The 26,654-nt window shown below is 64.9% G+C and carries 16 protein-coding genes; 9 read left to right on the forward strand and 7 right to left on the reverse strand.

Features of this window, described 5'->3' with window-relative positions:
* Positions 1-35: 35 nt before the first annotated feature.
* From CLV56_RS16130 to CLV56_RS16165, 8 genes are read left to right on the forward strand one after another with little or no spacing between them, the layout of a single operon-like run.
* Positions 36-2,708, forward strand: a complete 2,673-nt coding sequence (locus CLV56_RS16130; RefSeq protein ID WP_039342242.1) for a hypothetical protein — start codon at positions 36-38, stop codon at positions 2,706-2,708.
* A gap of 8 nt (positions 2,709-2,716) precedes the next feature.
* Entirely contained in the window at positions 2,717-4,237 is a 1,521-nt protein-coding gene (locus tag CLV56_RS16135) for an AAA family ATPase (RefSeq protein ID WP_039342243.1), read from the forward strand.
* Positions 4,230-4,997, forward strand: a complete 768-nt coding sequence (locus CLV56_RS16140; protein ID WP_100415278.1) for an EcsC family protein — start codon at positions 4,230-4,232, stop codon at positions 4,995-4,997. The genes CLV56_RS16135 and CLV56_RS16140 overlap by 8 nt, the downstream gene beginning before the upstream one ends.
* Positions 4,997-5,677 (forward strand): hypothetical protein, encoded by a 681-nt coding sequence (locus CLV56_RS16145; protein ID WP_039342247.1) that lies wholly within the window; start codon positions 4,997-4,999, stop codon positions 5,675-5,677. The genes CLV56_RS16140 and CLV56_RS16145 overlap by 1 nt, the downstream gene beginning before the upstream one ends.
* A gap of 29 nt (positions 5,678-5,706) precedes the next feature.
* The gene (locus CLV56_RS16150) at positions 5,707-6,918 is read left to right on the forward strand and encodes a DUF6361 family protein (RefSeq protein ID WP_039342249.1); all 1,212 of its coding nucleotides are present in this window, start codon (positions 5,707-5,709) and stop codon (positions 6,916-6,918) included.
* Positions 6,905-8,749, forward strand: coding sequence for a phospholipase D family protein (locus tag CLV56_RS16155; protein ID WP_039342251.1), 1,845 nt, complete (start codon positions 6,905-6,907; stop codon positions 8,747-8,749). The genes CLV56_RS16150 and CLV56_RS16155 overlap by 14 nt, the downstream gene beginning before the upstream one ends.
* A complete protein-coding gene (locus CLV56_RS16160; RefSeq protein ID WP_039342341.1) occupies positions 8,746-11,910 on the forward strand; it encodes a helicase-related protein in 3,165 nt (1,054 codons plus the stop codon). Before CLV56_RS16155 ends, CLV56_RS16160 begins: the two co-directional genes overlap by 4 nt.
* A gap of 9 nt (positions 11,911-11,919) precedes the next feature.
* Entirely contained in the window at positions 11,920-14,091 is a 2,172-nt protein-coding gene (locus tag CLV56_RS16165; protein WP_100415281.1) for an ATP-dependent nuclease, read from the forward strand.
* A 49-nt stretch (positions 14,092-14,140) separates the two neighbouring features.
* Here the strand turns inward: CLV56_RS16165 and CLV56_RS16170 are convergent, their stop codons facing one another.
* The 5 genes from CLV56_RS16170 to CLV56_RS16190 form a co-directional block, all read right to left on the reverse strand.
* On the reverse strand, positions 14,141-14,425 hold the full coding sequence (locus CLV56_RS16170; RefSeq protein WP_039342260.1) for a nucleotide pyrophosphohydrolase: 285 nt from the start codon (positions 14,423-14,425) through the stop codon (positions 14,141-14,143).
* Between the two features lie 42 nt (positions 14,426-14,467).
* Complete coding sequence (locus tag CLV56_RS16175) at positions 14,468-16,144, reverse strand: DUF2075 domain-containing protein (RefSeq protein WP_211288172.1); 1,677 nt, start codon at positions 16,142-16,144, stop codon at positions 14,468-14,470.
* A 512-nt stretch (positions 16,145-16,656) separates the two neighbouring features.
* Positions 16,657-17,712, reverse strand: a complete 1,056-nt coding sequence (locus CLV56_RS21450; protein ID WP_100415282.1) for a PD-(D/E)XK motif protein — start codon at positions 17,710-17,712, stop codon at positions 16,657-16,659.
* Positions 17,634-19,844: a Z1 domain-containing protein gene (locus CLV56_RS16185; RefSeq protein ID WP_157805197.1), complete on the reverse strand. Its 2,211-nt coding sequence runs from the start codon at positions 19,842-19,844 to the stop codon at positions 17,634-17,636. The genes CLV56_RS21450 and CLV56_RS16185 overlap by 79 nt, the downstream gene beginning before the upstream one ends.
* Positions 19,845-19,853: 9 nt before the next feature.
* The gene (locus CLV56_RS16190; protein WP_157805198.1) at positions 19,854-21,398 is read right to left on the reverse strand and encodes an ATP-binding protein; all 1,545 of its coding nucleotides are present in this window, start codon (positions 21,396-21,398) and stop codon (positions 19,854-19,856) included.
* Here CLV56_RS16190 and CLV56_RS16195 point away from each other — a divergent pair.
* Entirely contained in the window at positions 21,376-22,026 is a 651-nt protein-coding gene (locus CLV56_RS16195; RefSeq protein WP_100415285.1) for a very short patch repair endonuclease, read from the forward strand. The two genes, CLV56_RS16190 and CLV56_RS16195, sit on opposite strands and share 23 nt — an antisense overlap.
* Here CLV56_RS16195 and dcm read toward each other — a convergent pair.
* Together dcm and CLV56_RS16210 are read right to left on the reverse strand one after the other, a co-directional pair.
* Positions 21,947-23,248 carry a DNA (cytosine-5-)-methyltransferase gene (gene dcm / locus CLV56_RS16200; protein WP_100415286.1) on the reverse strand — a complete coding sequence of 434 codons (1,302 nt, stop codon included), beginning with the start codon at positions 23,246-23,248 and terminating at the stop codon, positions 21,947-21,949. The two genes, CLV56_RS16195 and dcm, sit on opposite strands and share 80 nt — an antisense overlap.
* A gap of 436 nt (positions 23,249-23,684) precedes the next feature.
* Complete coding sequence (locus CLV56_RS16210) at positions 23,685-26,651, reverse strand: vitamin B12-dependent ribonucleotide reductase (protein WP_039342273.1); 2,967 nt, start codon at positions 26,649-26,651, stop codon at positions 23,685-23,687.
* Positions 26,652-26,654: the final 3 nt, after the last annotated feature.

Raw genomic sequence — 26,654 nt, forward strand, 5'->3', positions numbered from 1 at the left:
ACCTCCTGGACGAAGGGCAAGGAGGCGATCTCGGGGTGACCTCGCTGAGCACGGGCGGCGGCAGCAGTGCTGTCGCGGCGTCGGCGCACGCCGGCTGCGAGCGGTTCCGTCGGACCGACCCGATGATCACGCACGTCTCCAGAAGTGCTCTGGCGGATCACCTCGGCTTCGCTGACACCAGCGCGGGCATCCCCGAAGCACGGTGGATGCGGGCGATGACCTTCGAGTCGCTCGTCCACTCCGAGCGCTTCGTGTCCGAGCTGGTGACCAAGGCTGTCGGGCAGCTGGGGCTCGAGCGCCCCGTCGCGGTTCGCAGGGCCTCTGGGCATGTCGGCCTGGCGGCGACGGCTGCGGCCCTGCGGGACGCGCACGACCACGCGGTCTCCGACCGCCAAGCCACGATGATCACCTCCCTCGCCGTTCCGTACGTGGGGATGTCCGACCGTGATGACGCGACGCCCATCAAGCCAGACTTCGCGATCGTCTGCCCGCGCACGGACGAGGGCGGCGCGGTCCTCGGTTCTTGGCTGATCATGGGCGACGCGAAGGACTACGAACGCGTTCGATCGAAGATCGACGACGGTCGGATGCTCAAGGGGTTCCTCCAAGTCGCGCTCGGTGCCGAGGCGGCCGCCGAGTGGAACGCGCTGCCGACCGGCATGCGGGTCCACGACTGGGGTGCTCTGGCCGTGCCGCGGAACGCGTTTCTGCAGCCGGAGGCCGTGGTAGAACGCCTGGACGACCACCGCTACGAGGTGCTGGCCCGCGCCCGCGAACGGGTCGCGGTGATGGAAGATCTCGGCGAGGAACGACCGACCGAGGAAGAGCTCAGCGACTACGTCGCGCACATCGAGGCCGCGTTCGATCCCGCGAGCTGCACGACCTGCAGTCTTTACGCATTCTGCCGCGACGAACTGCGCGGGCGGAACGACGCGGAGGCACTTCTGGCCGAGATCGGGATCGATCCGTTCCTGCGACCCGCGGTCGTCGGCCTCGTGGACGGCACCGGCACGATCGGTGACGCTCCCGTCGACACCCTCGACCAGGTGCGCGCCACGGTCAATGGGCTCCCCATCTGGCGCGAACGGAGCCGGACCGACCCCATCGGCTCGGCAGGATGCGTCCGCGTCATCGTCGCGAAGTCGGACGCCGCCGCACTCGGCGTTCACGGCCTCGCGGTTCGCGGGCCGGGCCAGGACGCCGGCTGGAACGTTCGCACCTTCGAACAACCGCAAGCGCCGCAGACCCGCCTCGCAGTGATGTCCGCGGTCGGGCAGGCCGTGCGCGAGGTGGTCGAGAGCAGCGACGACCCCATCCATCTCGTCGTCCCCGACGCACCCACCGCTGACGTGCTGGTCTCGATCGCTGACTCGCTCGCCGGCGTCGAGCTGAGCCGCCTGCGGTGGCAGCGCGACCTCGACGAAGGCCGCGAGCCACTCACGTTCGACGGCGAGCCGGCGACGGTCCCCGATCCCTTGCCGGACGAGGCGCGCATCGCCGTCAGCCTCCTGCTCGAGGAGGACCGCGCCCGAGCGATGAGCTTGCGACAGCCTGTGATCGACCTCCGGCGTACGCTCGCGAGCCACCTCGTGGTCGGTGGGCCCAGCTCCGAGTCTGGCCGGCTCGACTACCTGCTCGCCTGGGCGGAAGCAGGCGACCCAGTCGACCACCGCGCGGTCTCCGACGACGTCGCCACTCGCCCGCACACACCCGGCGCGCGACTGGTCAACGCCACCTCGGACGCCATCCACGCTGCGAGTCGCCGCGGCTCCCCCGACTGGCCGACGTACGAGCGCCTCGTCCGCGACGAGCTCGCGTACAAGTGCGCAGTCGTGGATCGTGCCGAGGCCGTCCTCGAGACCCTGCCCACGTCCGCGCTGCGCGATGCATACAGAGCGTTGGAGGCCGACGCCCAGGAGGTGTGGCGCCGCCGCCTCGCGCTCCGCGCATCAGACCTCGTACGGTTCTCGCGGACGTACCGATACTGGCGCAACGCGCAGGTCGAGATGCTCGAGAGCGATGCCTCGTGCGCGAGCCAGCTGACGGCGCTCACCGATCCCGCGCGGGCTCACGAGCTCGCCGCTGATGCCGGCACCCGCGACCTGGCCTTGGCCACCGTCGTCGCGCTAGATCCCATCCGACTGCGGGTCCGTTCTCGTCGGATCGGAGCCGGATCCGACGTCGTCGCACTCCACATCGATGGTCGCCCGGTCGTCGAGGAGTCGAGCGCGACGGTGAAGATCCAGATAGGCAGCTTCAAGCTCGGCCGGATCGCAGTCGGCGAGCTGGTCGACACGGGCGACGACGAGCTTCTGTGGACGCCTGCCAAGCCGCCCGTACTCGAGGTGGGTAGCGAGATCGTCCTGGCGTCCACGTCGTGGTTCAACAGCCGACTAAGGTCAGGCCACGAAGTAACGGTCAAGCGCCCTGGAGTCGACAACCGTGCGGCTCCCAAGCCGACGTGCACCCCGACCTCCTACGCCGACGATCCTGCCGAGCACCAGTGGTGCTGTCGGCCGCACGAAGCGGTCGAGGCCGAATACGCCGACCAGCTCGCCGAGCGCCGTGAGCGCGGCGAGCTCAACCCGCAGGCCTGGCCACCGATCGTCGACACGGACCGGTTCGACACCGGCGAGGATGTGTCCGCCGATGTTGCGGCACCGGGAACGTCGGCGCCCCGCGAGCTGACACTGGACGACGTGGACTGAGGGCCACCATGACGATCGAGTTCACTCCACCAGCTGTCGCCTACGACGCGGCGCAGTCGCGTCACCATCGATCGGCCGCGGCCGAAAACGTTGCTGCGGTGGACGAAGCCATCTCGATCGCGAAAGCAGCCGTCGGTGGTTCGGACACCTACGACAAGGTTCTTCTCCGTGCCGCCGCGGGAGCAGGCAAGAGCTATGCGCTCCGTCGGATGGTCGGCGAGCTGCTGGACGAACCGGACTGCCAACGGATCGCGGTCGCCGCGTTCACGAACAAGCAGGTGTTCGCCCTCGCCGGTGCCCTCGGTACTGAGCTCGGCGCCGACGCCGTGTGCCTCTTCGTCTCTCGGGATAGGTACGCCGGCGTCCCCGCGGAGGTCCGGAGTGAAGTCTCGGTGGCTTCCTCGACACCAGAGATACCCGCCGACGCCCAGGTCGTGCTCGGGACGTCGCACAAACTCGGTGCTATCCGCGAGCGCAGCCGGCTGCTGGAGAACCTCGGGGCCGCGCGCGAGGATCCCGAGGCGGACGAGTCGTACCCGTTCGACGTGCTGATGGTCGACGAGGCCTGGCAACTCCCGCTGTACCTGTTCAATCGCATCGAGAAGCTCGCGCCGATCGCGGTGGGCGTCGGCGATGTCGGACAGCTGCCACCACTGGACCCGAACCAGAACCCCTGGCGCGGAGACCCGGGCTACAACCCGTACCGCGCCTGGCCTACCGCGTACGAAGGCGCGTCGACGACCTTCTCGATCGACCTGCCGGCGGTGTGGCGTCCGACGCACGCCCAGATTCCGCTGTGGCGAGCGTTCTATGGCGACTGGGATCGGCTCGACTGCGTCGCAGGCCCCGGCGACCGCACGATCGAACGGCGCGATCTAGGTGGCGACGAGGAACTCGTGTGGGACTCGGTGGCGAGCGGTGTGCCGACCCTCGTGGAGGTTGCGGGGCTCGAAGACTCCGAGGCACCCGACATCGATCCTCCCCTGATGGGTGTCGCGGAACAGTTGATCGAATCGCTGATCGAGGGCGGGTTCGCCGTCCACTCCACGACCTACGACGGCGAGGGTGAGCCGGCGGGCTCGGCTCGGGCCTCGTCCGACTCGCCCTCCGGCGACCCACTGATCGTCGTGCTCGCGACTCGCAACCAGGCCGTCGACGATGCGCAAGAGGTGGTCGATCGGCTCACGAGTAAGCACGACCTCCCCGACGGAGTCCTCGTCGCCTCGACGGTCGACTCGTGGCAGGGGCAGACGAATGCCATCACCGTCGCGCTCCACCCGCTCTCAGGAGCCAGCCGGCTCGATGAGTTCAACTCGGCCTTCGGCCGCCTCGCCGTGACCTGCACTCGTGCGACCCATGGGCTTCTCCTGCTGGCGCGCGACGGGCTCGATGAGCTGCTCGATGCTGCACCGGCGCGGCCAGGGACACCGTTCGGGGAGCCAGGTACGCGTGAACTCCCCCGTCAGACCCACCAACGCATCCTCCGCACGTTCGCGCGCGGGGTATGGGAGATGGAGAACCATGACTGAGACAATCGACGGCCCCGACTCCGACATCGTCACGGATACGAGGGCGCAGAGGGCGAGCGAGGCCCTCGTCGCACAGTTGATGAAGGTGATCGACGAAGGCGTCGGGCCACTTGGTGGTGCGCGGGACTATGCCGAGTCACGTCAGAAGACAGCGGGATCAGTCGACGGTGCGATCCAGCGGATCGTTCGAGAGTCGACGGTGGGGGCCGGCGGTGTCGGCTTCGCCACGAGCGTGGGAGGCATTGTCACCACGGTCGCGGCGCTCCCTGTCAACGTGTCCGTGCAAGCCGTCATCAACGCGCGCATGGTGGCCGCCATCGCCCATCTTCGCGGGTGGGACATCCAGGATGAGGCCGTTCGCGCCGCCATCCTGATCACCCTCGCGGGTTCCACCCCGAACGCCGCGCTCAGGGGCTTCGGGATCAAGGTTGGCCAGGGCGTAGCGACGACCGCGATCAAGAGGATTCCGATCGATGTCATCCGCGCCATCAACAAGAAGTTTGGCTTCATGCTGTTGGCCAAGTACGGCACGAAACGAAGCGCAGTCGCGCTCGTACGTTTCGTCCCGATCGCTGGTGGGGTCGTGGGAGGCACCTTCGATGCCGCGTTCGCTCGGACGGTTGCGGCCATCGCGAAGAAGTCGTTCCCCCCGGTCGATGACGCGCCGACGGTCGCAGCCGACAGCGCGGACACACCAAGCTCTCCACCGACTCCCACTGATCCCGATTCTCCCCAGCCCTCCGCCCCAGTCGATCTCTGATGACCGCTACCAACGCCGCGGTGTTGGAGATCCTCCGCCGCCGGCCCGAGTGGAGCAACGCGGTCGAAAAGCTGCGAGAGCTCCTCGCCACGCACGACGAGGAAGCTCGCCGGAGCGCGGAGGAGTACGGGCGCTACTACGAGGGCCGCAGGGGCGCGATGGTGTTCGACGTCGTCGCATCACGGCAACGGCGATACCTGCAACGCGTGCGTCCTTTAGTCGACCAATGGACCGCGGATGTCGGTGAGCCAACGCTCGAGGTGCTCGCTCAGAAGACTCCAGATCGAGCTCGCTACGGCCTGCGCGCTGACGAGAACGTCACCATGTCGACCGTGGCGACCAACTTGCTCGAGATCTCCAGAGACCTCAGCATCTCAGAGGATGATGCGTGCAAGGTCTGGGCAGACAACGTCACAGGGCTGGAGTTTGCGCCCGCCCTCGACCCCGTAGCAGGCGCTGTCCGCGGCATCGGCGTGGCGCTCTTCAGCTACCTGCGGATGCGATGTGGCGCGAGCGCATTGAAACCCGACATACGAGTTCGGCGCGCGCTCAGCGATCTCGGCTTCACCGTCCCCAGAGGCGAGGCCGCCATCCTGACCGTTGCGCATGCCGCGGCAGCGGAGCTGGACGTTGACCTGCTCACGCTCGATCAGCTTCTCTGGTCTGCGAACGACCGATAACGGAACCCTCTCGTCCTCCCGGAGCACTCATGACCTCACGACTCTCCTGGCTCGACACCGATCCGGACCAGAACCGCCGAATGAACGAACTCGTCGACCTGTTCAAGGACAAGTCCGCGGTGGACGAGCTAGGAATCGGGACGATCCGCGACACGTTCGCGAATGCTCTGTTCCCCGGGACGTCAGTCCTGCACACCCGAGCTCGCTACCTCTTGTTCATCGCCTGGCTCCTGGACGACGTCGCGCGTCACGGGTGGACGCCAGACCGCGCCCAGCAGGAGCTCCGCAGCCGCGAAGTCAAGCTCATCAAGGCCCTCCTGGCCGGTGGCGAAGGTGGCGGGCGCGGAGTCATCGGCGAGCAGGCGAAGGACAAGCTGAAGCGCATGCCCAGCGCTGCCTACTGGGCTGCGCTCCGCCGGTTCGGGCTGCGGCTGCACGACACCTCGATCGCCGGACACTTCCGCGCCGCGGCGCAGGAAGGTCGTCGTCATCACGAACGGGAAGACGACGAGCCGGGCCGCTCGTCCCTGGGTGTCGACCCCCAGATCCCACCACCACCGCGGGACTTCCTTTCGGTGGCCAGCTTTGCCCTCACAGAGGACGAGGCGCGGTACTTACGCGACAAGATCGCCAGCCGGTGCCCGGGGTCGCTGTTCGCCGACCTCGTGCTGGCAGACCCTCTGACGGATGACGATCTGGCGAATGTCTCCTTCATCTGGGAGCACCCCCACTTTGAGACCTTCGACGCGCGGCATCAGCGGCTGATCGATCACGGGCAGCGCCTTCACCATCTCCAGTACGGCGCCGCGCTCCTCTACAACCTGATCCTGGCGGAGAAGACCAAGTCGGACGATCTGGTCGAGACCTACGAGGCTGACATCGAGCGCTGGCTCGACACCGCCCGCTCGGAGGTCTGCCTCGACGGTTGGGACTTCGATGACTTCTGGCTGTGCGTGGCGGAGAATGCGACGTCGGTGATCCGGAGCCCGACACGTTCGTTCGTGACTGCCTGGCATCGGATCCTCAGCACGGGAGACGTGACAGGGAAGGCCGCGCGCACCCTCGTGGCCAATCGCGAACTCCAGCTCAAGGGACCGCGGAGCCGGATCCACAACCCGTCGGCACGACTTCAGTGGACCGGCGGCGCGGGCCTTGTCGCGCTCTCATACCGATGGGAAGTCGCGCAGCGTTACCTCCTTGATCTCGCGAACGCGAGGGAGGTCGCCGATGCTGTCGCCTGATGACCGACACGTTCTGACCGATGCGCTCAACCCACCGTCCGGCATGCGCCTCGACGCCGCCGCGGTGTCCACCTACAGCCTTGACCTCACCTCACTCCTCATGGCACCGCTTGCGATGGCAGCCCACGAGATCACGAGCAGCGGAGTCACCGACCCTCTCGCCCTTCTCGAAGCAGTGCGGCGATACGCCGACCGGACCACGGTGTTCTGCCAAGCGGGGGCGATCCATGTCCCGCCGGAGTACCAGCGCCTCGTGACGTTCGCTGAACGTTGCGTCGTCGAGGTCGCGACGGCCGACGAGGGCACCTTCCATCCGAAGGTGTGGCTCCTACGTTTCGCCGGTGCCGACGGGTCGGAGCATCATCGAACGCTCGTCCTCAGCCGCAACCTGACCCGCGACCAGTCCTGGGACACGATCCTGCAGCTCGACGAGGCCGCCGAGGACACTCAGCGTGTGCTCGACGGCGAGAAGGTTGCGCAGTTCTTCGGTCGCCTCCCGCAGCTTGCGCTGCGGCCACTCCCAGGGGTGCACGGCGATTCGGTGGCGTCGCTAGCCGCGTCGGCGCGGATGGTTCGGTTCGAGCTCCCGGCGGGTTTCCACGACGGCGAGTTCCTGGGAATCGGTCTCGACCCCGGCGATCGGTGGCCTCTTCCCGAGGTTGCGGACCGGCTGCTCGTCGTCTCGCCGTTCCTCGATCGAACCACGATCGACCGTCTTCCGGACTCAAACGACACGGTCGTGGTCTCACGCGCCGAGACGCTCGATCGGATCGGGCGCACTGCGCTCGAGGGGATCTCGACCTTCGTCCTCCAAGCGCCTGCGGAGTCAGACGAGGCGGACCCGAACGGAACGGACCAGCGGGGCCAGAATGCCTCGAGTGCCTCCCGGGGCACGGCCGACAGCGCCAGCTCGCTTCTCGAGCCGACTCGAGGGCTGCACGCCAAGCTGTTCGCCTGGGATTCCGGACACGAGTCGCACCTCCTCACCGGCTCGGCCAACGCGACCAGCGCAGCCTTTCGCCGCAACGTCGAGGCTTCGGTCCTGCTCTCGGGACGTCGCGCCCAGGCTGGGGTCGAGGCGATTCTGGACGACCCTTCGCTCGGACTCCGGCGTGTGCTCCAGGAGTATGTGCCGACTACCGACGACGGAACAAGCGACGAGGACATGCGAGCTGAGAGGGACCTCGAGGCATTCCATCTGGCGCTGGCCGAAGCCGGCGCGACGCTTCACGTCACTGGACGCGACGATGGTTACCACGACCTCCAGCTCACTCTCGACGCCGCCGTTCCGTCCGTCGGTGAGACGGCTATCCGACCGATCTCGCTCCCGGCTCGCGTGCACAGACGATCCTGGGCGGGCGGTCCGGTCACGTGGGCCGAGGTGGACACGAAAGACCTGACACCCTTCGTCGCCATCGAGACCACGCTCGAACGGGACGGACGCACGACCGTCCGAAGTTGCGTGATCACAGCCAACCTCGTCGGCGCACCAGAGACGCGGGCGCGAACCGTTCTCCGCAGCCTCGTCGAGAACGAGCGAGACCTCCTCCGTCTGCTCGCACTCCTGCTGCAGGACCCGAGCTTCGATCCTGGATTCCTCGCCTCAAGCTCGACCGAGAGCGAGGGAACGGGCGAACGGAGACCCATCTTCGACGACCTCGTCCTGCTGGAACCACTCGTCCGCGCCGCCGCGCGTGGGGACGACGGCCTGGACCGGGTCGCACGCCTGTTCGAGGACCTCTCGGATGAGGACAACCACGTCCCGTACTTGACCGACGAGATCGCAACGCTCTGGAAGACCGTATGGGCGGCGAAGAAGGCCTCCGCATGACGCAGCAACGACCTGATGTGAACGCTGAGATCGCCAAGCTCAAGGACTTCCAGCGGGACACCGTCAATTACGTCCACGATCGACTCTGGAGCAAAGACGATCCGACGACGCGGTTCCTCGTCGCCGACGAGGTGGGTCTCGGCAAGACCATGGTCGCTCGCGGTGTGATCGCGAAGGCAATCGATCACATGTGGGACACGATCGACCGCATCGACGTCGTGTACATCTGCTCCAATGCCCAGATAGCCCAGCAGAACCTCCGCAAGTTGCTGATGGCCGACAGCGAGTCTGTCGCTGAGGCGACCAGGCTGACGATGCTCTCCAAGAAGCTCCGAAACCTTCGCGAGAACAAGGTCAACTTCGTCTCCTTCTCGCCAGGGACGTCCTTTGAACTGAAGAGCAGCGGTGGGCATGCCCCGGAGCGCGTGCTCCTCTACTGGATGCTCGCTGCAGCCTGGGGGCACTCGGCCGTACGGTCGCGGAAGTGGCTGCAGTTCTTCCGTGCCAAGTCGTCACTGTCGAGCTTCGAACAGCAGATCAAGTGGTTCGATCGCTCAGAGATTCCGCCGGAGATGGCCGAGGCGCTCGCCGCCGCCGTGGAGAAGGACGAGTTCGGCGGGGTTCCGCTGCGCGATGCTCTCGAGGAGTGCGTCGACCAGTTCGCCTACCTGCGCACTGGAAAGACAGTCCCGCAGGAGGTGTCGTCACGTCGGTACCGACTGATCGGGCGCCTCCGCCAGCTACTCGCGCGCGCCTCCGTCGACGCGCTCGAGCCAGACCTCGTGATTCTCGATGAGTTCCAGCGCTTCAAGGATCTGATGTCGGGTGACGACGACAGCGCGGAACTTGCCCGCGCCCTGTTCGACGCTCCGGGTTGCCGACTTCTCCTGCTCTCGGCGACTCCGTTCAAGATGTACACGTTGCCGGACGAGCCCGAGGGTGAAGACCACTATCGGGACTTCGTCGCAACGATCGAGTTCCTTGCCGGCCACGATCGAGCCCGGGTCGTCGAGGAAGCTCTCGGCGACATGCGGAGATCGTTGTTCTCTGGCGACCTCGACGGTGCGCAGATCGCGCGAGACCGCGCCGAGCGCGAGCTCCGGCGCGTCATGTGCCGGACCGAGCGCCTCGCCACCACGCCTGACCGAGACGGCATGGTGCGGGAGGCAACGTTCGATGGCGTGCGGCTAGATCCGCTCGACGTGAACGACTACATGCGCCTCAGCGCGGTCTCGAACGTTCTGAACAGCGGAGATCTCCTCGAATACTGGCGGTCGTCGCCGTACGTCCTCGAGCTCATGGAGGGGTACAAGGTCAAGAAGACCCTCCGCGCGCACGCCGACACCAACCCCGACCTCCCCGCCGCGTTCCGGGGACGGGCGCGTGGACGTATCCTCCAGTGGGCTGACGTCTCGCGGTATCGGGAGATTGACCCCGGCAACGCGAAGATGCGCGGCCTGGCCGGCGACACCGTGGGCCGCGGCGCCCACGAGCTGGCGTGGATCCCGCCGGCGCTCCCGTACTACGAGCTCGCGGGTGCGTACGCAAGGCCGGAGATCCAAGAGTTCACGAAGCGGCTCGTCTTCTCGTCGTGGTCGGTGGTCCCGAAGGCGATCAGCACGGTTCTGAGCTACGACGCCGAGCGTCGGATCATGTCCGCGAGCGATCCTGGCCGCGCGTACGACCGTCAGATCACACCACGACTCACTTTCTCGTACAGCAGCGGACGGCTGGCGGGCATGCCCGTGGTCGCTCTGATCTACCCCTGCGTCACGTTGGCTGAGGCCGGTGATCCGGTCGCGATCGCGCGCGAGCTCGGTGCATCGTTCCCCCTCGCCCGCGGGACCCTGTGGGATGAGGTCCACACGCGCGTCGGCGACCTGGTCGCCACGCTGCCCGACGGCGGCTCGCCTGACGGTCCCGTCGACCAGGCCTGGTACTGGGCCGCACCGGTGCTCCTCGACCGAGAGCGCGGACACCTCGACGGGACGGACGAGTACATCGGCGGTCATGCCTTCGAATGGCACGACGACGAGAGCGCAACGCGCGACCTCCGGTTCGAGGAGCACCTGGAGAAGGCCGACGCTGTCACCGTCAACGAGCTCGGCCGGCGCCCCGATGATCTCGTGGAGGTGCTGACGCTTCAGGCCCTTGCAGCGCCCGGTGTGTGTGCGCTCCGCGCCGTAGCCCGTGTCTGTGGCGGCAACGATGCCCTTTCCGACTGGAACGTCCGCGACAACGCGTCAACGATCTCGTGGAGCCTCCGCAGTCTGTTCAACCAGCCCCACGTCATCGCGCTGGTACGGGGCGATGCCGACGAGGAGGACGAAGCGACTTACTGGAGGTCCGTGCTGCGGCACTCCTTCGACGGTGGGCTCCAGTCGGTGCTCGACGAGTACGCGCACGTCGTCGCGGAACAACTTCTCAAGGATCCAGTGGAGCTGGCGGAGGAGGTGGCGAGCGAAATCTGCGCCGGTCTTGGCCTTCGGACGAGCAGCAACACTTTCAACGAGATTGTGGCGCGGCCCGACGGGGTTGAGCTCACCGATCGCAGAACACGCTCACACTTCGCCGTCCGCTTCGGCCGGACCGCGAGCGAAGACGGCGGCGTGCAGCAGCGCGAAGGTGCGGTCCGAGCCGCGTTCAACAGCCCGTTCTGGCCTTTTGTCCTCGCCTCGACATCAGTTGGTCAGGAAGGGCTGGACTTCCACCGCTACAGCCACGCCGTCGTTCACTGGAACCTGCCGTCGAATCCCGTCGATCTCGAGCAGCGCGAGGGGCGTGTCCATCGCTACAAGAGTCATGCCGTGCGGCGCAACGTGGCAGCCGAATACGGCGGCCGGGCAGAGGTCGTGGAGGCTCGCGATCCGTGGGAGGCGATGTTCTCGCTCGCCGCGGCCGACTCGCGGGCCCAGGGACTGTCCGATCTCAGCCCCTACTGGGTATTCCCACGAGCCGATGGTGCCGCGATCGAGCGGTACGTGCCGTCGTTGCCGCTCAGCAAGGAACGACATGCCCTGTCACGGCTGATGCGAACGGTCGGCGCATACCGACTCGTCCTCGGTCAGCCACGGCAGGAGGACCTGCTGCGGTATCTCGGCGACAGGGTCGGCGATCTCGAAGACCTGAGAATCGACCTGACGCCGAGGAGAATCACGTAGCATCCCGCTATGCCGGTCCCAGGAGCAGACTTCGACATTCTCGGCGTGACGATCGCTCGGACCCCGCCGATCGACGGCGTCGTTCACCTCACCCTCGAGCCGGCTCCGCGGGCGCTCTACGGCCTGAATGGCGTCGGAAAAACGCGGCTCCTGCGGACAATCGCGCAAGCACTTCACGGAGTTGGCGCGGAACCTGGGCTCCCGGACGTGCCCACCGACGAGCGCCTCGATGTGCACATCAGACTGCACGGAAGCCTCCCGCCCCATCTGGAGAGGGCTATTGGGACGTATGCCGATAAGCTCAGGAGGCAACTGCGAGAACTCGGACACGACGCGACATCCACACACCGCGCGCTCATCGAACAGGTAGTCGACCTGGCCGCGCAGCTACGGCGCGCAGAACTGTCCGACCTCGCCCGCAACAATGACTTCCCGCCTGGCGACCTGGGGCCGTGGAAGGAGCTGGACGACCAGCGCGAAAGGGCGCGCCAAGCCCTGACGGAGGCCGCGACCAATGGGAGACTAACGCTCCGCGCCGTAGGCTCAGATTCTGATCCACGGTGGCAGATCTTCGTAGCATGTTCGCCTTCGGATGTCGTCTCGGAGCGGGTCCTCACAGAGACCGACCGGTGCTTTCACGAACTCAGACGCGATGCCGCCAGGGGACACTCGGTTCCCGACATGTTCGAGATCGCGTACTGGGGAACGTCCGGGAGCCCCCGGTTCCTGGCAGCCCTTCCTCGCACCTTGCAGGTTCCTGCGCTCTTGATCGGAGAGGTTGGCGCTGGTCGATGGCACGAGTTCTCGAGGTCGGAACGCGGGACAACTCGCGTTGTCCGCGACTGGTACGACGGGTTCACGCTCGCCACGGTCACGGGAGACGTTCCCACAGCGCAGAATGCCGATGCCTTCACCCTCGAGCATGTGCTCTCGAGGACTGAAGGAGTCGAGTTCGGAGCACTCGAGTGGGACTCAGCCGAGCTAGACGCAGAACTCGCTGCCCACCTCCAGGAGCTGGAAGCGCGGGCCAACATGTTTCTCCAAGTAGTCATGCCGTCCCCACCTGCCCTGACATGGGATATGGGATCTCCGGAGGACTGGCTGCGAGGGCGTTCGCCTCGCTGGCGAGCGGATGGGCTGGACCTTAGCCACGTCTCCGCCGCCCAGAAGCGGTGGATAACATTGAGCACATCGATGGCTGCCGTCGATCCAACTGAAGACCCTCCCCACATCGTTCTCATCGACGAGCCAGAGGCGGGACTGCACCGGCTGGTTGAGCATCGACTGGCTGCGGGACTGGGCGCCTGGTCAGCGACGAACAGCGCGGCAGTGTTGGTCGCTACGCATTCCCCGGACCTCCTCAGTTCGCCCGCAGTTGAGAGCACGTTTGTCACCCGCGACTCCAGCATGTCCGTCGAGCTCCGAAACGTACCTCTCAGTCTCGTGGACGGACACTCCACCCTTCGGTCGGCGCACGAGCTCGGCCTGTCCGTCGGTGATCTGTGGGCGCTCGCCCGCGTGACCGTCGTGGTCGAAGGCATTCACGACGAGTTCGTATTCAAGTCATTGTTGCGAGGAGACATCGACGCAGCACCCGCTGGGATTCTTCCCATCCACGGTGGGGCACGCCTCCGGTCTCTGGCAGAGGCACGGTTGGTGATGACTGGCACGGACTCGCAGGTCCTCATTGTGCTGGACGATCTGACGGTCTCGGAAGGCAATGATGCGTTGGCCCGCATCAAATCGGCGGCCGCAGGACCCGATCCGGCGCAACTCCGGGCGGTGCTCGAAGAGGTGCGCGTGAAAGGACAGAAGCACGACTCGCTCTTGTTCCTTCACCAGTTCGCCAAGGTCGCGGCGGAACTCGGGCATCTGGATCGCGTTTCCATCCACGGTTTGGCGTATCCAGACGTCATCTGCTATCTCGACCCGGAAACAGTCCTAACATCGGAGCACCCGTGGGAGACACTGATCAACCGCTGGACCCGCGACGCCGCGCCCGAGCCGCCGAAGAACCTCAAGAAATGGCTGCGGCGTGAAGGACTGCTGCCGGATGACCAGCAACTGATCGATGAAGCGATTGAGCGTGGCGCAATCCAGATGGAGCAGGAGGGCCGCGGTCTCCATCGTGACCTCGTTGCCCTCGGCTCGCGAATCACCGAGCTGGCGCTCGTTCGCTGATCGCGATAGGACGTTGAGGAGTACACCACGAGGCGGTGACGCGAGTCTGCTACGCCCGATGCTTCTCCGCGTTCAGCTCCATCTTCCGCCGCGCCGCCTCCGCGAGGTCGACGCCAACCACGTCCGCCAGCCGTACGAGGTAGAGCAGCACGTCTGCCATCTCCTCCCCCACCCGCGTCCGCAGCGGCTCGTCGCCAGCGAGCTCCCGCGCATCGTCCGCCGGCAGCCACTGGAACAGCTCTGCAAGCTCGCCCACCTCGCCGGTGAGCGCCAGCAGCAGCGACTTCGGGTCGTGGAACCTCTCCCAGTCCCGCTCGGCGGTGAAGGCCCGCATGAGGTCGCGGAGCTGGTCAGGTCGGACATGGGCTGCACTCTCTCACGCGCGTTCGGGCACCAGCGACTCCAGCATCGCCTGGGTCTCCGCGTCGGTCGAGTAGACGATGGTGCCGCGCATCCCCCGCGTGAGCAGCACCTTGTACGCGTTGCGGATCGCGCGGTCGAACTCCTCGTACGACCCGCGCTTGACCGCCGAGTCGTGGCTCCTGTCCGGCTGGGCGACCCAATGGTCGGTCCGCCAGACGAGATCGGGTCCGAGAATCACGCCGGCGTAGTCGTACTCGAAGCCCTGAGCCGTGTAGATGCACCCCACCTGGTCGAAGCCGGCCGGATCGGTCGCCCAGAACGGCGTCCCCGGCGCTCCGGCGTGCGAGGACGCCTTCTTGTTGTTCCAGGGGCGGTGCCAGGAGCCGATCTCAACGTCCGGCGCGAGCCCACCGCCCTTGATCGGGTCACTCCACTGCCAGCAATAGCCGGCCGCGATCCGCGCGCCGTACCCCTGCTCGAGGACCGACCGCAGGTGCTCCTCCATCGGGCTCGGCGCGTCGGCGACCTCCAGGTCGAAGCCGTCATCGCCCTCCCACGGGATCGGCCCGCCGCCCTCCAGCCCGAGCAGCCGTAGAACCCACCGCTCGTACGCGCGGCTGCCGCCGCACCGGAACTGACCGTCGAGCGAGGTCACCCGCGTGTCGAGCCCCAGCGATCGCGCCGCAGCGCGGATGTCCTCGACGGTGCCGATCTCCCCCGGCCGTACGACCTGGTGCTCGTCGAGCAGGAACACCGGGACGCGCGCGGCGTCGATGAGCTCGGCGACCTGCGGCTTGCCGGTCCGCTCGCCCGCCTTCGTGTAGCGGTTCGCGGAGGTCTCCCGTAGGCGGTGGGCCTCGTCGCAGATCAGGACGTCGATCCCGTTCTGCTGCGCGGTGACGAACTGGTTGAAGTACTTGAACATCCCCTTCACCCGCGGAGCCCTGGCGCCTGCGACGCGACGGAGCGTCTGGGTGAAGGCGCTGGATCCGGTCGCGTGCAGCGCCGTCATCCCGCGGCGCGACAGCTCACCGAGGAGCGACAAGGCGATCACGCTCTTGCCCGAGCCGGGCCCACCGGAGACGACGAGCACCTCCTTGGTGTTGAGGTGATGCGCTCGCTCGACCGCCCGGAGGACGAGGGAGTACGCGACCTCCTGCTCGTCGAGGAGGACGAACTGCTCGCGCCGCTGAACCTCCTCAGCCGCGAGCGCCATCAGTTGCTTGCTCGGGCGTACGGCGGAGTCGAGCAGGTGGTCGGCCGCCTTCGCTCCCGGCTCCGGCGAGAGCTTCGTCCGGAGGTAGTCGAGGAACGCCCCACGGCGCTGACCCGTGAAGAGGCGTCCCTGCTCGGACTCCGGGAGCTCCCAGAGGTCGGCGATGTCGAGGTCGGTCGCGTTGTGGAGATACGCGACGCCAGCGAGCTGCGTCGTGTCCCCAGCGAGCGACGCCACGAAGTCCGCGATGTGTGTGCAGTAGCGCCGCACCTGCTCCATCGGGTGCAGCCGTTCCCCCGCGCCGTCGAGCTCCACGACGACGTCGGAGTCCTCCAGCAAGTGCGCCCGCGACCACTGCTTCAGCTCGACCACGACGTACGAGTCGTCGCGCGTCCTTGGGTGCGTTCCGCAGAGGACGACGTCGGCGCGCTTGCTGGTGAGCGGGAGCTGGTACTCGACGAGGGCCTTCGACATCCATCAGGCCCGCCTCGACGAGTATCGGCGGACAGGACCTGAAGGCTGCGCTCCCACGACCACCTCCGACGGCGGAGCCGAGCGCCCGAGTTGGTGCCGGTACTGCTCCGACAGCATGGGCACCAACGACCTGTCCTCGATCTGCGCGCGCAAACGTGCAACGGACCCGCGGAACAGAGGCACGACCAACCCCAGGAAGGCAGAACGACTTCCCGCACGGATGGAGGCTTGTCGTGGACGCGCCTGTCGGGCCGCAACGGACTAACGGTGGCGAGGATAGCGTCTAGTAGACGATTCGTCCGCGACGGCCCGCACGCGAGACCAGCCCATCCCACCTGCCCCAGAAAGCTGAAGACTGTACCTCGCCGCCCTCGCGCCGCCCTATTAGCGCTGGATGGCGTACCGTCCTGGCGATGCATTTGGCCTGAAGATGCATTTGGCGCACCGCACAGCGCCCGGGCCGCAAGAGACTCGCCCACCGACGGGCGCGAACCGGTCTCGAACCAAGCGACCTACTCGACCCGGTCCACGGGCAGCAGGACAGCGATCAGTTCATCGAGTCCGCAAACGCGGCGGGCTTCCGTGCAATCGGCTCGAAACCGGACGGCTGTGACGCCAGGGGGCGCCGCCGCGATCCTCGGAATGGAATCCACGTCGAGGCAGGCCGCGGACTCAATGGCCTGGCCAACGTCGAAACACCGCTCGGATGACCGGGTCCAGTCGGGCCCGAGCGTAGCGGCAACCAAGTGATGCAACGTCATCTGCCTCGAAGCATCATTTGCCAAGTCCGACTCGAGTTCTCCTACCAACTCGCGGACCGAAGTCCCAGAGTTAGTCTCAGTCGTCATCAGCGACAGAACTAGTACGCGCGCAGAAGGCAGCGGTAAGAGTTGCTCAAGGGCGAACTCATGGAGCCGAACGTCACGCGTAGTCGCTTTGACGTCCAACCTAAAATCGTCGCCGGCAAAGTCAAACCGCGAGTCAACGTAGGGATGCCAATAATCGAGGAGCTTGTGGCCATCGGCGGCCCGGGCCATTACAAACAACTCACCCCACAGGCCCAGCACACTTCCGCGAGCCGGGGTCGAAGGATCAAAAAGCTGGACGAACCTGCGCATTGCTGCGCTAACGCTGCCGTCAGTGGGCGATGTCCCGATAAGCCGGATAAGAACCAGAACAACGTCCAGAAATGCTGGAGTCAACTCATCCTCACCAACACGAAGGCGGACGACGCCAAAGTCACCCTCTACCTTGTCGCGTCCTTCCGTCTCTACTACGCACCTAAGACGCGGGTCCATCGAAATTCTTCTTAACCTCGTTGGGGGATCCGGCGTAGGATCTGGTGGAGTGAGAAGAACGATCGAGCCCTCGGAATCACGACCAATTCGGTAAGGCGGATCGCCAGGTAGCGGGGCAACCAGGAACACGTCGCTCGGCCCGACCGGTCGATCGACTCCGGCAAGAAGGCCCTTTAGTTCGTCGGCGGATGTCACTCTGCATCTACCTGGAGAAGAGCTCCGCCCGCGAGGCCGGAAGGGACTCGAATGGAGAGCCCAGCCGCCTCCCATGACGGTCCTTCAGCATCGGATCTCGAGACTACGTGATGTACTTGAATCGAAGTTCGATCCTCGGTGTAGAACGCCATGTCGCCGATGTAGCGACCTTGAGGAGACCTGCCCTGCTGAAGATTGTTCACCGTTTGCAGATCCGCCCTTGTAGCGCGTTCGCGAACCTCAAGATCGTCCATAAGGTACACGTCGGCAAGCAGGGAGGGATCTTGGTCGACCCGTGCCTGGAGTACGAGTATCAATTGCTGAAGTCCCGCCCGGTCTGTCGAGCGGCCATACCAGTCCGCAAGCAACTCAGTAAGAAGAGTCTCTAGCGGCACCGTGAAGACGGTATTACGCCGCGCCCCTTTTCGAGCGTCTCGCGGATCCGTCTCGCGACGGCGTCCGTGGTGCGTTTGGAATGTCTCGACCGCAGCAAGGTTCAACAAACCGTCCCGTCCAAGATGGGCAACGCTAGCGACGTTCGACCACTGCTCTCCCCGCACGCCGCCATGCAGGTAGGGCAGATCAATTACCGCACGCCTAGTCGGCTTATACTCGGGGTTGAGAAGCATCGTGCGCGTCCACTCCTGCAGTGAGCGTCCCTCTCGATCGACCGCCTGCAGGTCCGTACGAAGATTCTCCTCATGATCAACATAGTGTTCGAATGCCGCCGCCATTGTCGCAGATAGCCATACGCGGCATAGCGAACCGTATGCCGCTTTGTATCCGAAGAAGCGGGCCCGCTGTTGAAGAGTATCCACGTTACCGACGCCCAATCCCCGCGGCATGTACGTGACAGCCAAGCCTTCGACCGTGAAACCTCGGTCCAGCTTGTTTCCACCAATCAGAATCCATGATGGCGCGGTGCCCCATCGGATATCGCTGTCGGCAGGAGTTCCTGAGTTGACCGTTCTCACCTGCGTGCTCGTGATCCAGAACGGCAGGTTGACCAATAAATCATCTAAGGGCGGAAGGGGATTGCTAGATTTCTCGGAAAGATTCAAGTACGCCGGAGTAAAGTACGCCTCCACAAGCTCATCGCGATCCGCTCCTGGCAACTTGAGAAGTGACTTCCAACTCCTAAGAAGCCCAGTCACAAAAGATGCGTAAACCGAATGAAGATCTCGGCCGTGCGACGGATGAACCAGCATCGAGGTGTGGCTCCGCCTGCCTCGGATCGAGCGAACGAGAAGGTATGTTGCTAGAGCCGATTCAAGTGAGCTTGGCGGCTCGGTAGGGGAGGGATCGAGAGCTTCTTCAATCTCGTCGCTGGACATTTCTTGGACGAACGTCGACCTATGGTCCTTGAAGAAATACTGACCGCCCGTGTATCCCCTGCCCGGCGTAAGGACGGACACAAACTCGGGAGAAAGGGTATCGGCGATATTCACCAAGAGTGGGGCCTGCGGCGTAGCGGTGTACATCACGTATGAATGTCTGGGAATCGCGCTTCGCAGCGATGCAATTGCCGCATATGTGGCGGAAGGCTCTTCTTCGCCTGGAGCCGCGTTCAAGCCGGCTTGGTCAGCCTCATCATCAATCACAAGCACCGCGCTCTTTGCGAGATTAACCCCACTTCGTGCGATATTCTCGAGTACCTCCTTCACCTTCCCCAGACGATTGCTGTTCTTCATAACAGTGATGAGGACTGTGCGCTTGAACCACGGAGGGGTCTCGGGGTCCGAAAACTCGCGAACGTAACCGGATAAAGCTGCGATTTCGGCCGGTGTGGCACTCGGATTGCTGGTGAGATACCACGGCGACATACCGCCCTCGCGTTCAGTTTCCAGGTCGGTTGCCAGGCGAGCGGATGTCTGCTCGTGTAGATTCCGCTTGGTGCCCGCCAACAGGATCACAATTGGGAAGCCGTTGTCTCTTGCGAGCGCGATCAGCGTCGTGAACGACAGTGTCTTGCCGCTCTGAACGTACCCGACAACGAGACCGGTGCGGGAGGCCGGTTGCGCAGTTTCCGGCCCCACGCAACGGGAAAGAACGCCCGCGGCTTCTCTCAGGACAAGACTTCTTGCCGCATCGTCCGTCAACGCCCGTGAAAGAAGGTCGTTAGTCTCCTCGCCCGAAACCGGCCGCCACAACGCGAGTCGATCATCTCCCGGCGCCGATGAAGCATGTATCGTTTCGTGTATGTTCAAGCCGCTCGCCTAATCCTTCTTTGATAGGTACCCGAGAAGAATACTGTTGACGCTCCGAATGACTAAAGATGGCATGCGCGCACCTTCCTTTCGCGCAAGTTCCTGCCCCAGGCCCAGCGCAACTGCAACTCGCCAAACCGGCTCCAGTTCTTGACCTGGTAACTCACAGTACGCTCGCATGAACGGATGAGACTGGTTCACCTTTATGATCACGTGAGGCTCCCCGGTTGACCCGACATCAGTGGCGACACCGAGCCAATCATCGTCTCCTTCGTCCGAAACCAGCCTAAGCGATACCTTCCATACCGCACCGTCGATCGGCATCCCCAACTCACGATCCACGTGAATTTGCGGACCTGCATTATTGCCGACAGTCGAGCTATTATGCTCGAACGTCGCTTCGACCGGCACAGCCGGCGGGCTAGTCAGTAAGTCGGGCGCTGCAAGCAGCGATGATGCGATGTTTCCCGCTGCCGTTTCGGCTTGCCGCGTGGAACCCTTCGAAAGGGTCCGGGAACGATAATTCTGTGCCTGCTTCAATAGCGGCAGATCTTCATCTTCTAGTTCGGTTCGCAGCAGTTCGACAAACTCGTCTTCTTCGTCGTGCCACACAAGTGCGTCTTTCGTGTAGGTCACGTCGAACTCGTCCATGTGAAGCTCGCCAAAAAGCCGCTGCGACTGGAAAGTGTTCCCCGCACCGAAGACTCGCTCGGGTCTGTATGTATCCTCGCCCGCACCGGTCACGACCTTGTCACGATAGAACAGCGCGAGTCCAGCCATCGACGTTGAGCCCGTCTCGCGAATCGCAACGAAACCTAGGACCCGCCTCCCTGACCGCAGGGTAACGTCGACCGGTCGGCGCCACTCAATTGCGCCACCGTGAGGGTCCTTCCAGAGCGGGGCTGTCAAGACTGCCGGTTCGTCGTACTCTATCCGCTCACCATTGAATACAATGTCGACGTCGCCGCGCCTGATGAATTGGCGATAGATCGACCCGAGATACTGTCGAATCTTCCCTACCGTTCGCCGCCTCGGTGTGCGGTGCAAACTCGTCATCCTGATCTCGGTTCCGTGTCGATCCCACGGTGCGACGGACTCCCGGACGACCAGGTTCTCTTCGTGTGCCTCAACGATCGCCGGAACATCGAACAGAACGGTCCGTTTGCATTCCTCGCCTATCGAACTGGATTCCAACGTCCAGCTGCGAGAGAACCAACAACACGCGGCCTTCATTCCGATGCCGAACTGTGAAAGGCCGCTCGTGTCCGCGGGTGGCTCTCCCACCTGAAAGGCTCGCTGCCAGTCAGCCACCGAGATCCCGGCGGCGTTGTCGCGGACCGTGATCATCCCGCCCTCCGTCGGATCAACCACGATCTCGACCCGCAGCCGGTAGTCTGATCCATGAAGGTCGCGAAGGCGGTCACGGCTCGCAACGTAACTCTGAATCGAGTTGTCGACTAGTTCGCCAAGGGCATACCACGGCTGATACTTCATGTGTGGGAACAGTCCCAACATGCCGACGCCAGGTCGGATGCTGACGGTCTCCTCAGTCACGGCACTCCCTGAATCGTGTGGCTGTGCTCACCACCCTATTCACCATGCGCGAGTTTTGTGCAGGATCCAAGATGCGAGGGAGGTCGCCACTTTGATCTCGGACGCCGAGGACACACCCGGGGGGGTCGTTCAAGGCAGGTCGCCAGGCGAGCCTGACCGGGTCCGGCCCGAGCGCGCCGTGAGCCTGCGCATGGCGATACGACCGCGCCGTGACACGGCCCCGGAGCTCGCTCTTCGGCGCGCCATGCACGCTCTAGGGCTGCGCTATCGGTTGCAGTGGGCACTACCCTGGAACAGGCGTTGCAAGGTCGACGTCGTGTTCACGAGAGCCAAGGTGGCGGTTTTCGTCGATGGTTGCTTCTGGCATGGCTGTCCACGTCACTGCGTTCAACCCCAGAGGAATGGCGACTGGTGGCGGTGGAAAATCACGCGGAATCAGGAACGTGACCAAGTCACGACTCAGTCACTAGAGCGTGAGGGGTGGACCGTTCTGAGGTTCTGGGAGCATGAAGACCCCCAGGTCTGCGCAGATGTCGTCTATGAGCGGGTCATGGCCGTCGAATCACAGGAAGGTCTGGCGACGCCAGGACAGCATCAACGAGGCTCTGGCCGCCCTGCTCAGCGATGAGATCCGCGTCGCGCGCGACATGGCGGCGAATCGCGAAGTAGGCTACCCCAATGTTGATCGCGTTCCCGAGTTGTTTGAACGAACGCGAGTCTGGCTGATGGTCCAGTTGAAACCAATCTGGGAAGCCTTGGAGTCGTGCTGCCTCACGCGGACTCATTCGACGGCCGAGGGGACCAATGAGAGGTGTCTGCGCCATGGCGACGAGCGCTGGCGAGTACGTGAGCTTCTTCGCTCGAATGCCCGAAGGCCGGAGGTGCAGGAGGCACTGATCGAGATCCCGTGGCGAGTCCTGCGCCTGCCATTCGAGTTTCTGTCGACTCAGTGGAAAACTGTTGAGTCGAGGATTTGCTCTTAACCAGGCCCTAATGATGGACCGATGGTCGCAGTAGAAGTCGATGTTCTTCTGCTCGAGCACCTGCTTCCAGCGCGGGGCATCCGGGTCAACCACTGCGTCATCGGACCAATACGTCGACCACAATGGAAACCCTGGAAGGCGAATATCTCTCGTTCGGCGAAGGAAGTCGTTCCAGACGTCCAGCCACTCTCGTTCCTCGCTGGAGAACCGATATCGCGAGTGCTCCACTGATTCATCCGGGTCCACGATCTGCTGCAAGAGGTCCCATGCATCAGGAGACCATGACAGGTCTGGTACTCGAGCAACGGATGGCTCCACGTGAACATCCCGCACTGCGCGCTCGCCGACATACGTGCCCATAATGTAAACCCGATCGCGTGACTGCGGCGCTCCGCCCACGGTCGGACTAAGTCGGTGAGGACTGATGACGCACGGCGTCGCGGATACGCGATAGCCCGCTTCACGAAGGCCTCCGATGACCTCTCTCCAGGTCGACTGCTGTCTCGGCCCAGCGATGTTGCGGACGTTCTCTAACACTACGAGCGGTGGCCGATAGCGCTTCAGAATCTTGACGATCTCGGTGAACAGTTGCCCTCGTCGTTCCTCCATTCCGCGTTGCCGCCCTGACTTGCTGAACGGCTGGCAAGGAAACCCCCCCGCCAGGACAGAGTGGTGACCGATCTCTTCGAGACGCGGCCCAGCCATCTCCACGACGTCGTGCTCCGGGTCAACCCCCCAGTTGCGCTTGTACGTTTCCCGGGCTGCCTCATCAAGCTCGACCGCCAGCGTCAGATCGCCCCCAAGCGCACCCAGGGCAGCATGGAAACCGCCTATGCCAGCGAAGAGGTCGATGTACGAGAATGACACGTATGTAGTTTACCTCGCTTAGCGCCCCGGGACGCGCGAACCGCACGGCGACAACCGGCGCCTGTGAAAGGCTTCGTGCATGGCTCGTGTGACTAGGATCTTCCACAACCCGATGGACTCGCGTCAGCACACCGAAGTTGAGTGTGGCTGGGCGAAAGTCAGTTCCACCGCAGGTGAGCCTCTGCTCCAGCTCAGCACATACGGCTCCGTGCAGAGGCGCTCGCAACCAAAGGTAAGCCAGACCCTCCAGTTCGACGAGAATCAGGCTCGCCAACTGCTGTCCGTTATCCACCGAACGTTTCCGGGGCTAGAGAGTGATCCCCACGCTCTCTAGCGTTGCGCGTTTACTCGTCACATCCTGACGAAGGTTCTATGCCTGCCAAAGCGACAGCGAGTGGGGCGCCCCCTCGGGAGCGCCCCACTCGTTGTCAGTCCATCAGCTGCAGCCGCTCGTCGCGCCGCAGCCCTCGCACACGTGGCAGCTACCCGCCGGCCGCATCTTCGTCCCGCAGGTGAAGCAGAGCGGGGCGTCGACCTCAGTGCCGGAGATCACCTGCAGCAGCTCGGCTGAGGTGTGCGCCGAGCGCGGTGCGGGCTTGGCGGACTCCGCCATGATCTCCGCGTCGTCGGCGTCGATCTGGGCTTCGCGCTCGAGTTCGGCGACGGAAGCGTCTCGATCACTCGCTTCGCTCGCGCCTCGACGGTCGGTGTCCGGTGCCGGTGAGGACTTGAGCGACTCCGACTCCGGGATCTCCTCGTCCTCCGCGGGGAGGTACGAGCCGGTGTCGAGCTGCCGCTGGCGCTCCTCGGCCGAGTAGATGCCGATCTGCGACCGCACGTCGAACGGCAGGTAGTCCAGCGCGAGCCTGCGGAAGATGTAGTCCATGATCGACTGGCTCATCCGCACGTCCGGGTCGTCGGTCAGACCGGCCGGCTCGAACTTGAGGTTCGTGAACTTCTGCACGTACGTCTCGAGCGGCACCCCGTACTGGAGGCCGATCGACACCGCGATCGAGAACGCGTCCATCACGCCGGCCAGGGTCGAACCCTGCTTACCGAGCTTGAGGAACACCTCGCCGAGACCGTCGTCCGGGTACGAGCCGGAGGTCATGTAGCCCTCGGCACCGCCCACGGTGAACGACTGCGTGATCGACGGCCGCTTCTTCGGGAGCCGCTTGCGGGTCGGCTTCTCGATGACGACGGTCTTGACCTCGGGCTCGGCCGGGTCTCGATCACTCGCTTCGCTCGCGCCTCGACCATCGGCATCAGCGGACTTCTTCTTCTCGACCGACAGCGGCTGGCCGACCTTGCAGTTGTCGCGGTACACCGCGAGTGCCTTCAGGCCGAGCTTCCAGCCCTGGAAGTAGATGTCCTGGATCTCCTCGACGGTCGCCGTCTCCGGCATGTTGACCGTCTTCGAGATCGCGCCCGACAGGAACGGCTGCGTCGCCGCCATCATCCGGACGTGGCCCATCGGCTTGATGGCCCGCTCCCCCATTGCGCAGTCGAACACCTCGTAGTGCTCCGGCTTGAGCCCCGGCGCGTCGATGACGTGTCCGTGCTCGGCGATGTACTCGACGATCGCCTCGATCGTCTCGGTCGTGTAGCCGAGCTTCTTCAGCGCGGCCGGGACCGTCTGGTTGACGATCTGCATCGACCCACCGCCGACGAGCTTCTTGAACTTGACCAGCGAGAAGTCCGGCTCGATGCCGGTCGTGTCGCAGTCCATCATGAAGCCGATCGTGCCGGTGGGCGCGAGCACCGACGCCTGGGCGTTGCGCCACCCATTCTTGGTGCCGATCTCGATGCCCTTGGCCCACTGCTTCGTGGCCTCGCGGTGCACGGCGATGTCCATCGCGTGCATCGTGCGGACCGCGTCGTTGGCCGCCTGGTGCTTGCGCATCACCCGAGCGTGCGGCTCCGCGTTCTGCTTGAAGCCGTCGTACGGGCCGACGACGCCGGCGAGCTCCGCCGAGCGGCGGTACGACGTGCCGGTCATCAGCGACGTGATCGACGCGGCGAGCGCGCGGCCGCCGTCGGAGTCGTACGCGAGGCCGGACGCCATCAGCAGCGCGCCGAGGTTCGCGTACCCGATGCCGAGCTGGCGGAACTTCCGCGTGGTCTCGCCGATCGCCTCGGTCGGGAAGTCCGCGAAGCAGATCGAGATGTCCATCGCGGTGATGATCAGCTCGACGGCCTTCACGAACGTCGCACTGTCGAACGACCCGTCGTCCTGCAGGAACTTCAGCAGGTTGAGGCTCGCGAGGTTGCACGACGAGTTGTCGAGGTGCATGTACTCAGAGCACGGGTTGGACGCGGTGATCCGACCGGTCTCCGGCGTGGTGTGCCAGTCGTTGATCGTCGTGTCGTACTGCAGACCCGGGTCGGCGCACTCCCACGCCGCCTGCGCGATGTCGGCGAACAGCTTCTTCGCGTCGACGGTGTCGATGACCTCGCCGGTCGTCCGGGCGCGCAGCCCGAAGTCGGTGCCGTCCTCGACCGCGCGCATGAACTCGTCGGTGACGCGGACGGAGTTGTTGGCGTTCTGGTACTGGACCGAGGTGATGTCGTCCCCGCCGAGGTCCATGTCGAACCCGGCGTCACGCAGCACGCGGATCTTGTCCTCCTCGCGCGCCTTCGTCTGGACGAACTCCTCGACGTCGGGGTGGTCGACGTCGAGCACGACCATCTTCGCCGCACGTCGCGTCGCGCCGCCGGACTTGATCGTCCCCGCCGACGCATCCGCGCCGCGCATGAAGGAGACGGGACCGGACGCCGTACCGCCCGAGGAGCGCAGCAGCTCCTTGCTCGAGCGGATCCGCGAGAGGTTCAGGCCGGCGCCGGAGCCGCCCTTGAAGATCAGGCCCTCCTCCTTGTACCAGTTCAGGATCGAGTCCATCGAGTCGTCGACGGCGAGGATGAAGCACGCGGACACCTGCTGCGGGCTGGAGGTGCCGACGTTGAACCACACCGGGCTGTTGAAGCTGAAGACCTGGTGGAGAAGCATGTACGTGAGCTCGTGCTCGAAGACCTCGGCGTCGGACTCCGTGGCGAAGTAGCCGTGGTCCTTGCCGGCCTTCACGTAGGTGAGCACGACGCGGTCGAGCAGCTGCTTGAGCGACTGCTCGCGGTCCTCGGAGCCGACGGCCCCGCGGAAGTACTTCGTCGTCACGATCGTCGACGCGTTCGCGCTCCAGAAGTCGGGGAACTCAACACCCCGCTGCTCGAAGACGGTCTCGCCGGTCTTCCAGTTCTGCTGCACGACGTCGCGACGCTCCCACGTCACGTCGTCGTACGGGTGCACACCCTCGGTGGTGTAGACCCGGTCGATCGTCAGGCCCTTGCTCCGCCCCCGTGCCCGGCCGCCCTTGCGACCGGTCGGACCGCTGACCGTCTCCGTCATCCT

Source organism: Mumia flava (genome assembly GCF_002797495.1).
Classification (GTDB): domain Bacteria; phylum Actinomycetota; class Actinomycetes; order Propionibacteriales; family Nocardioidaceae; genus Mumia; species Mumia flava.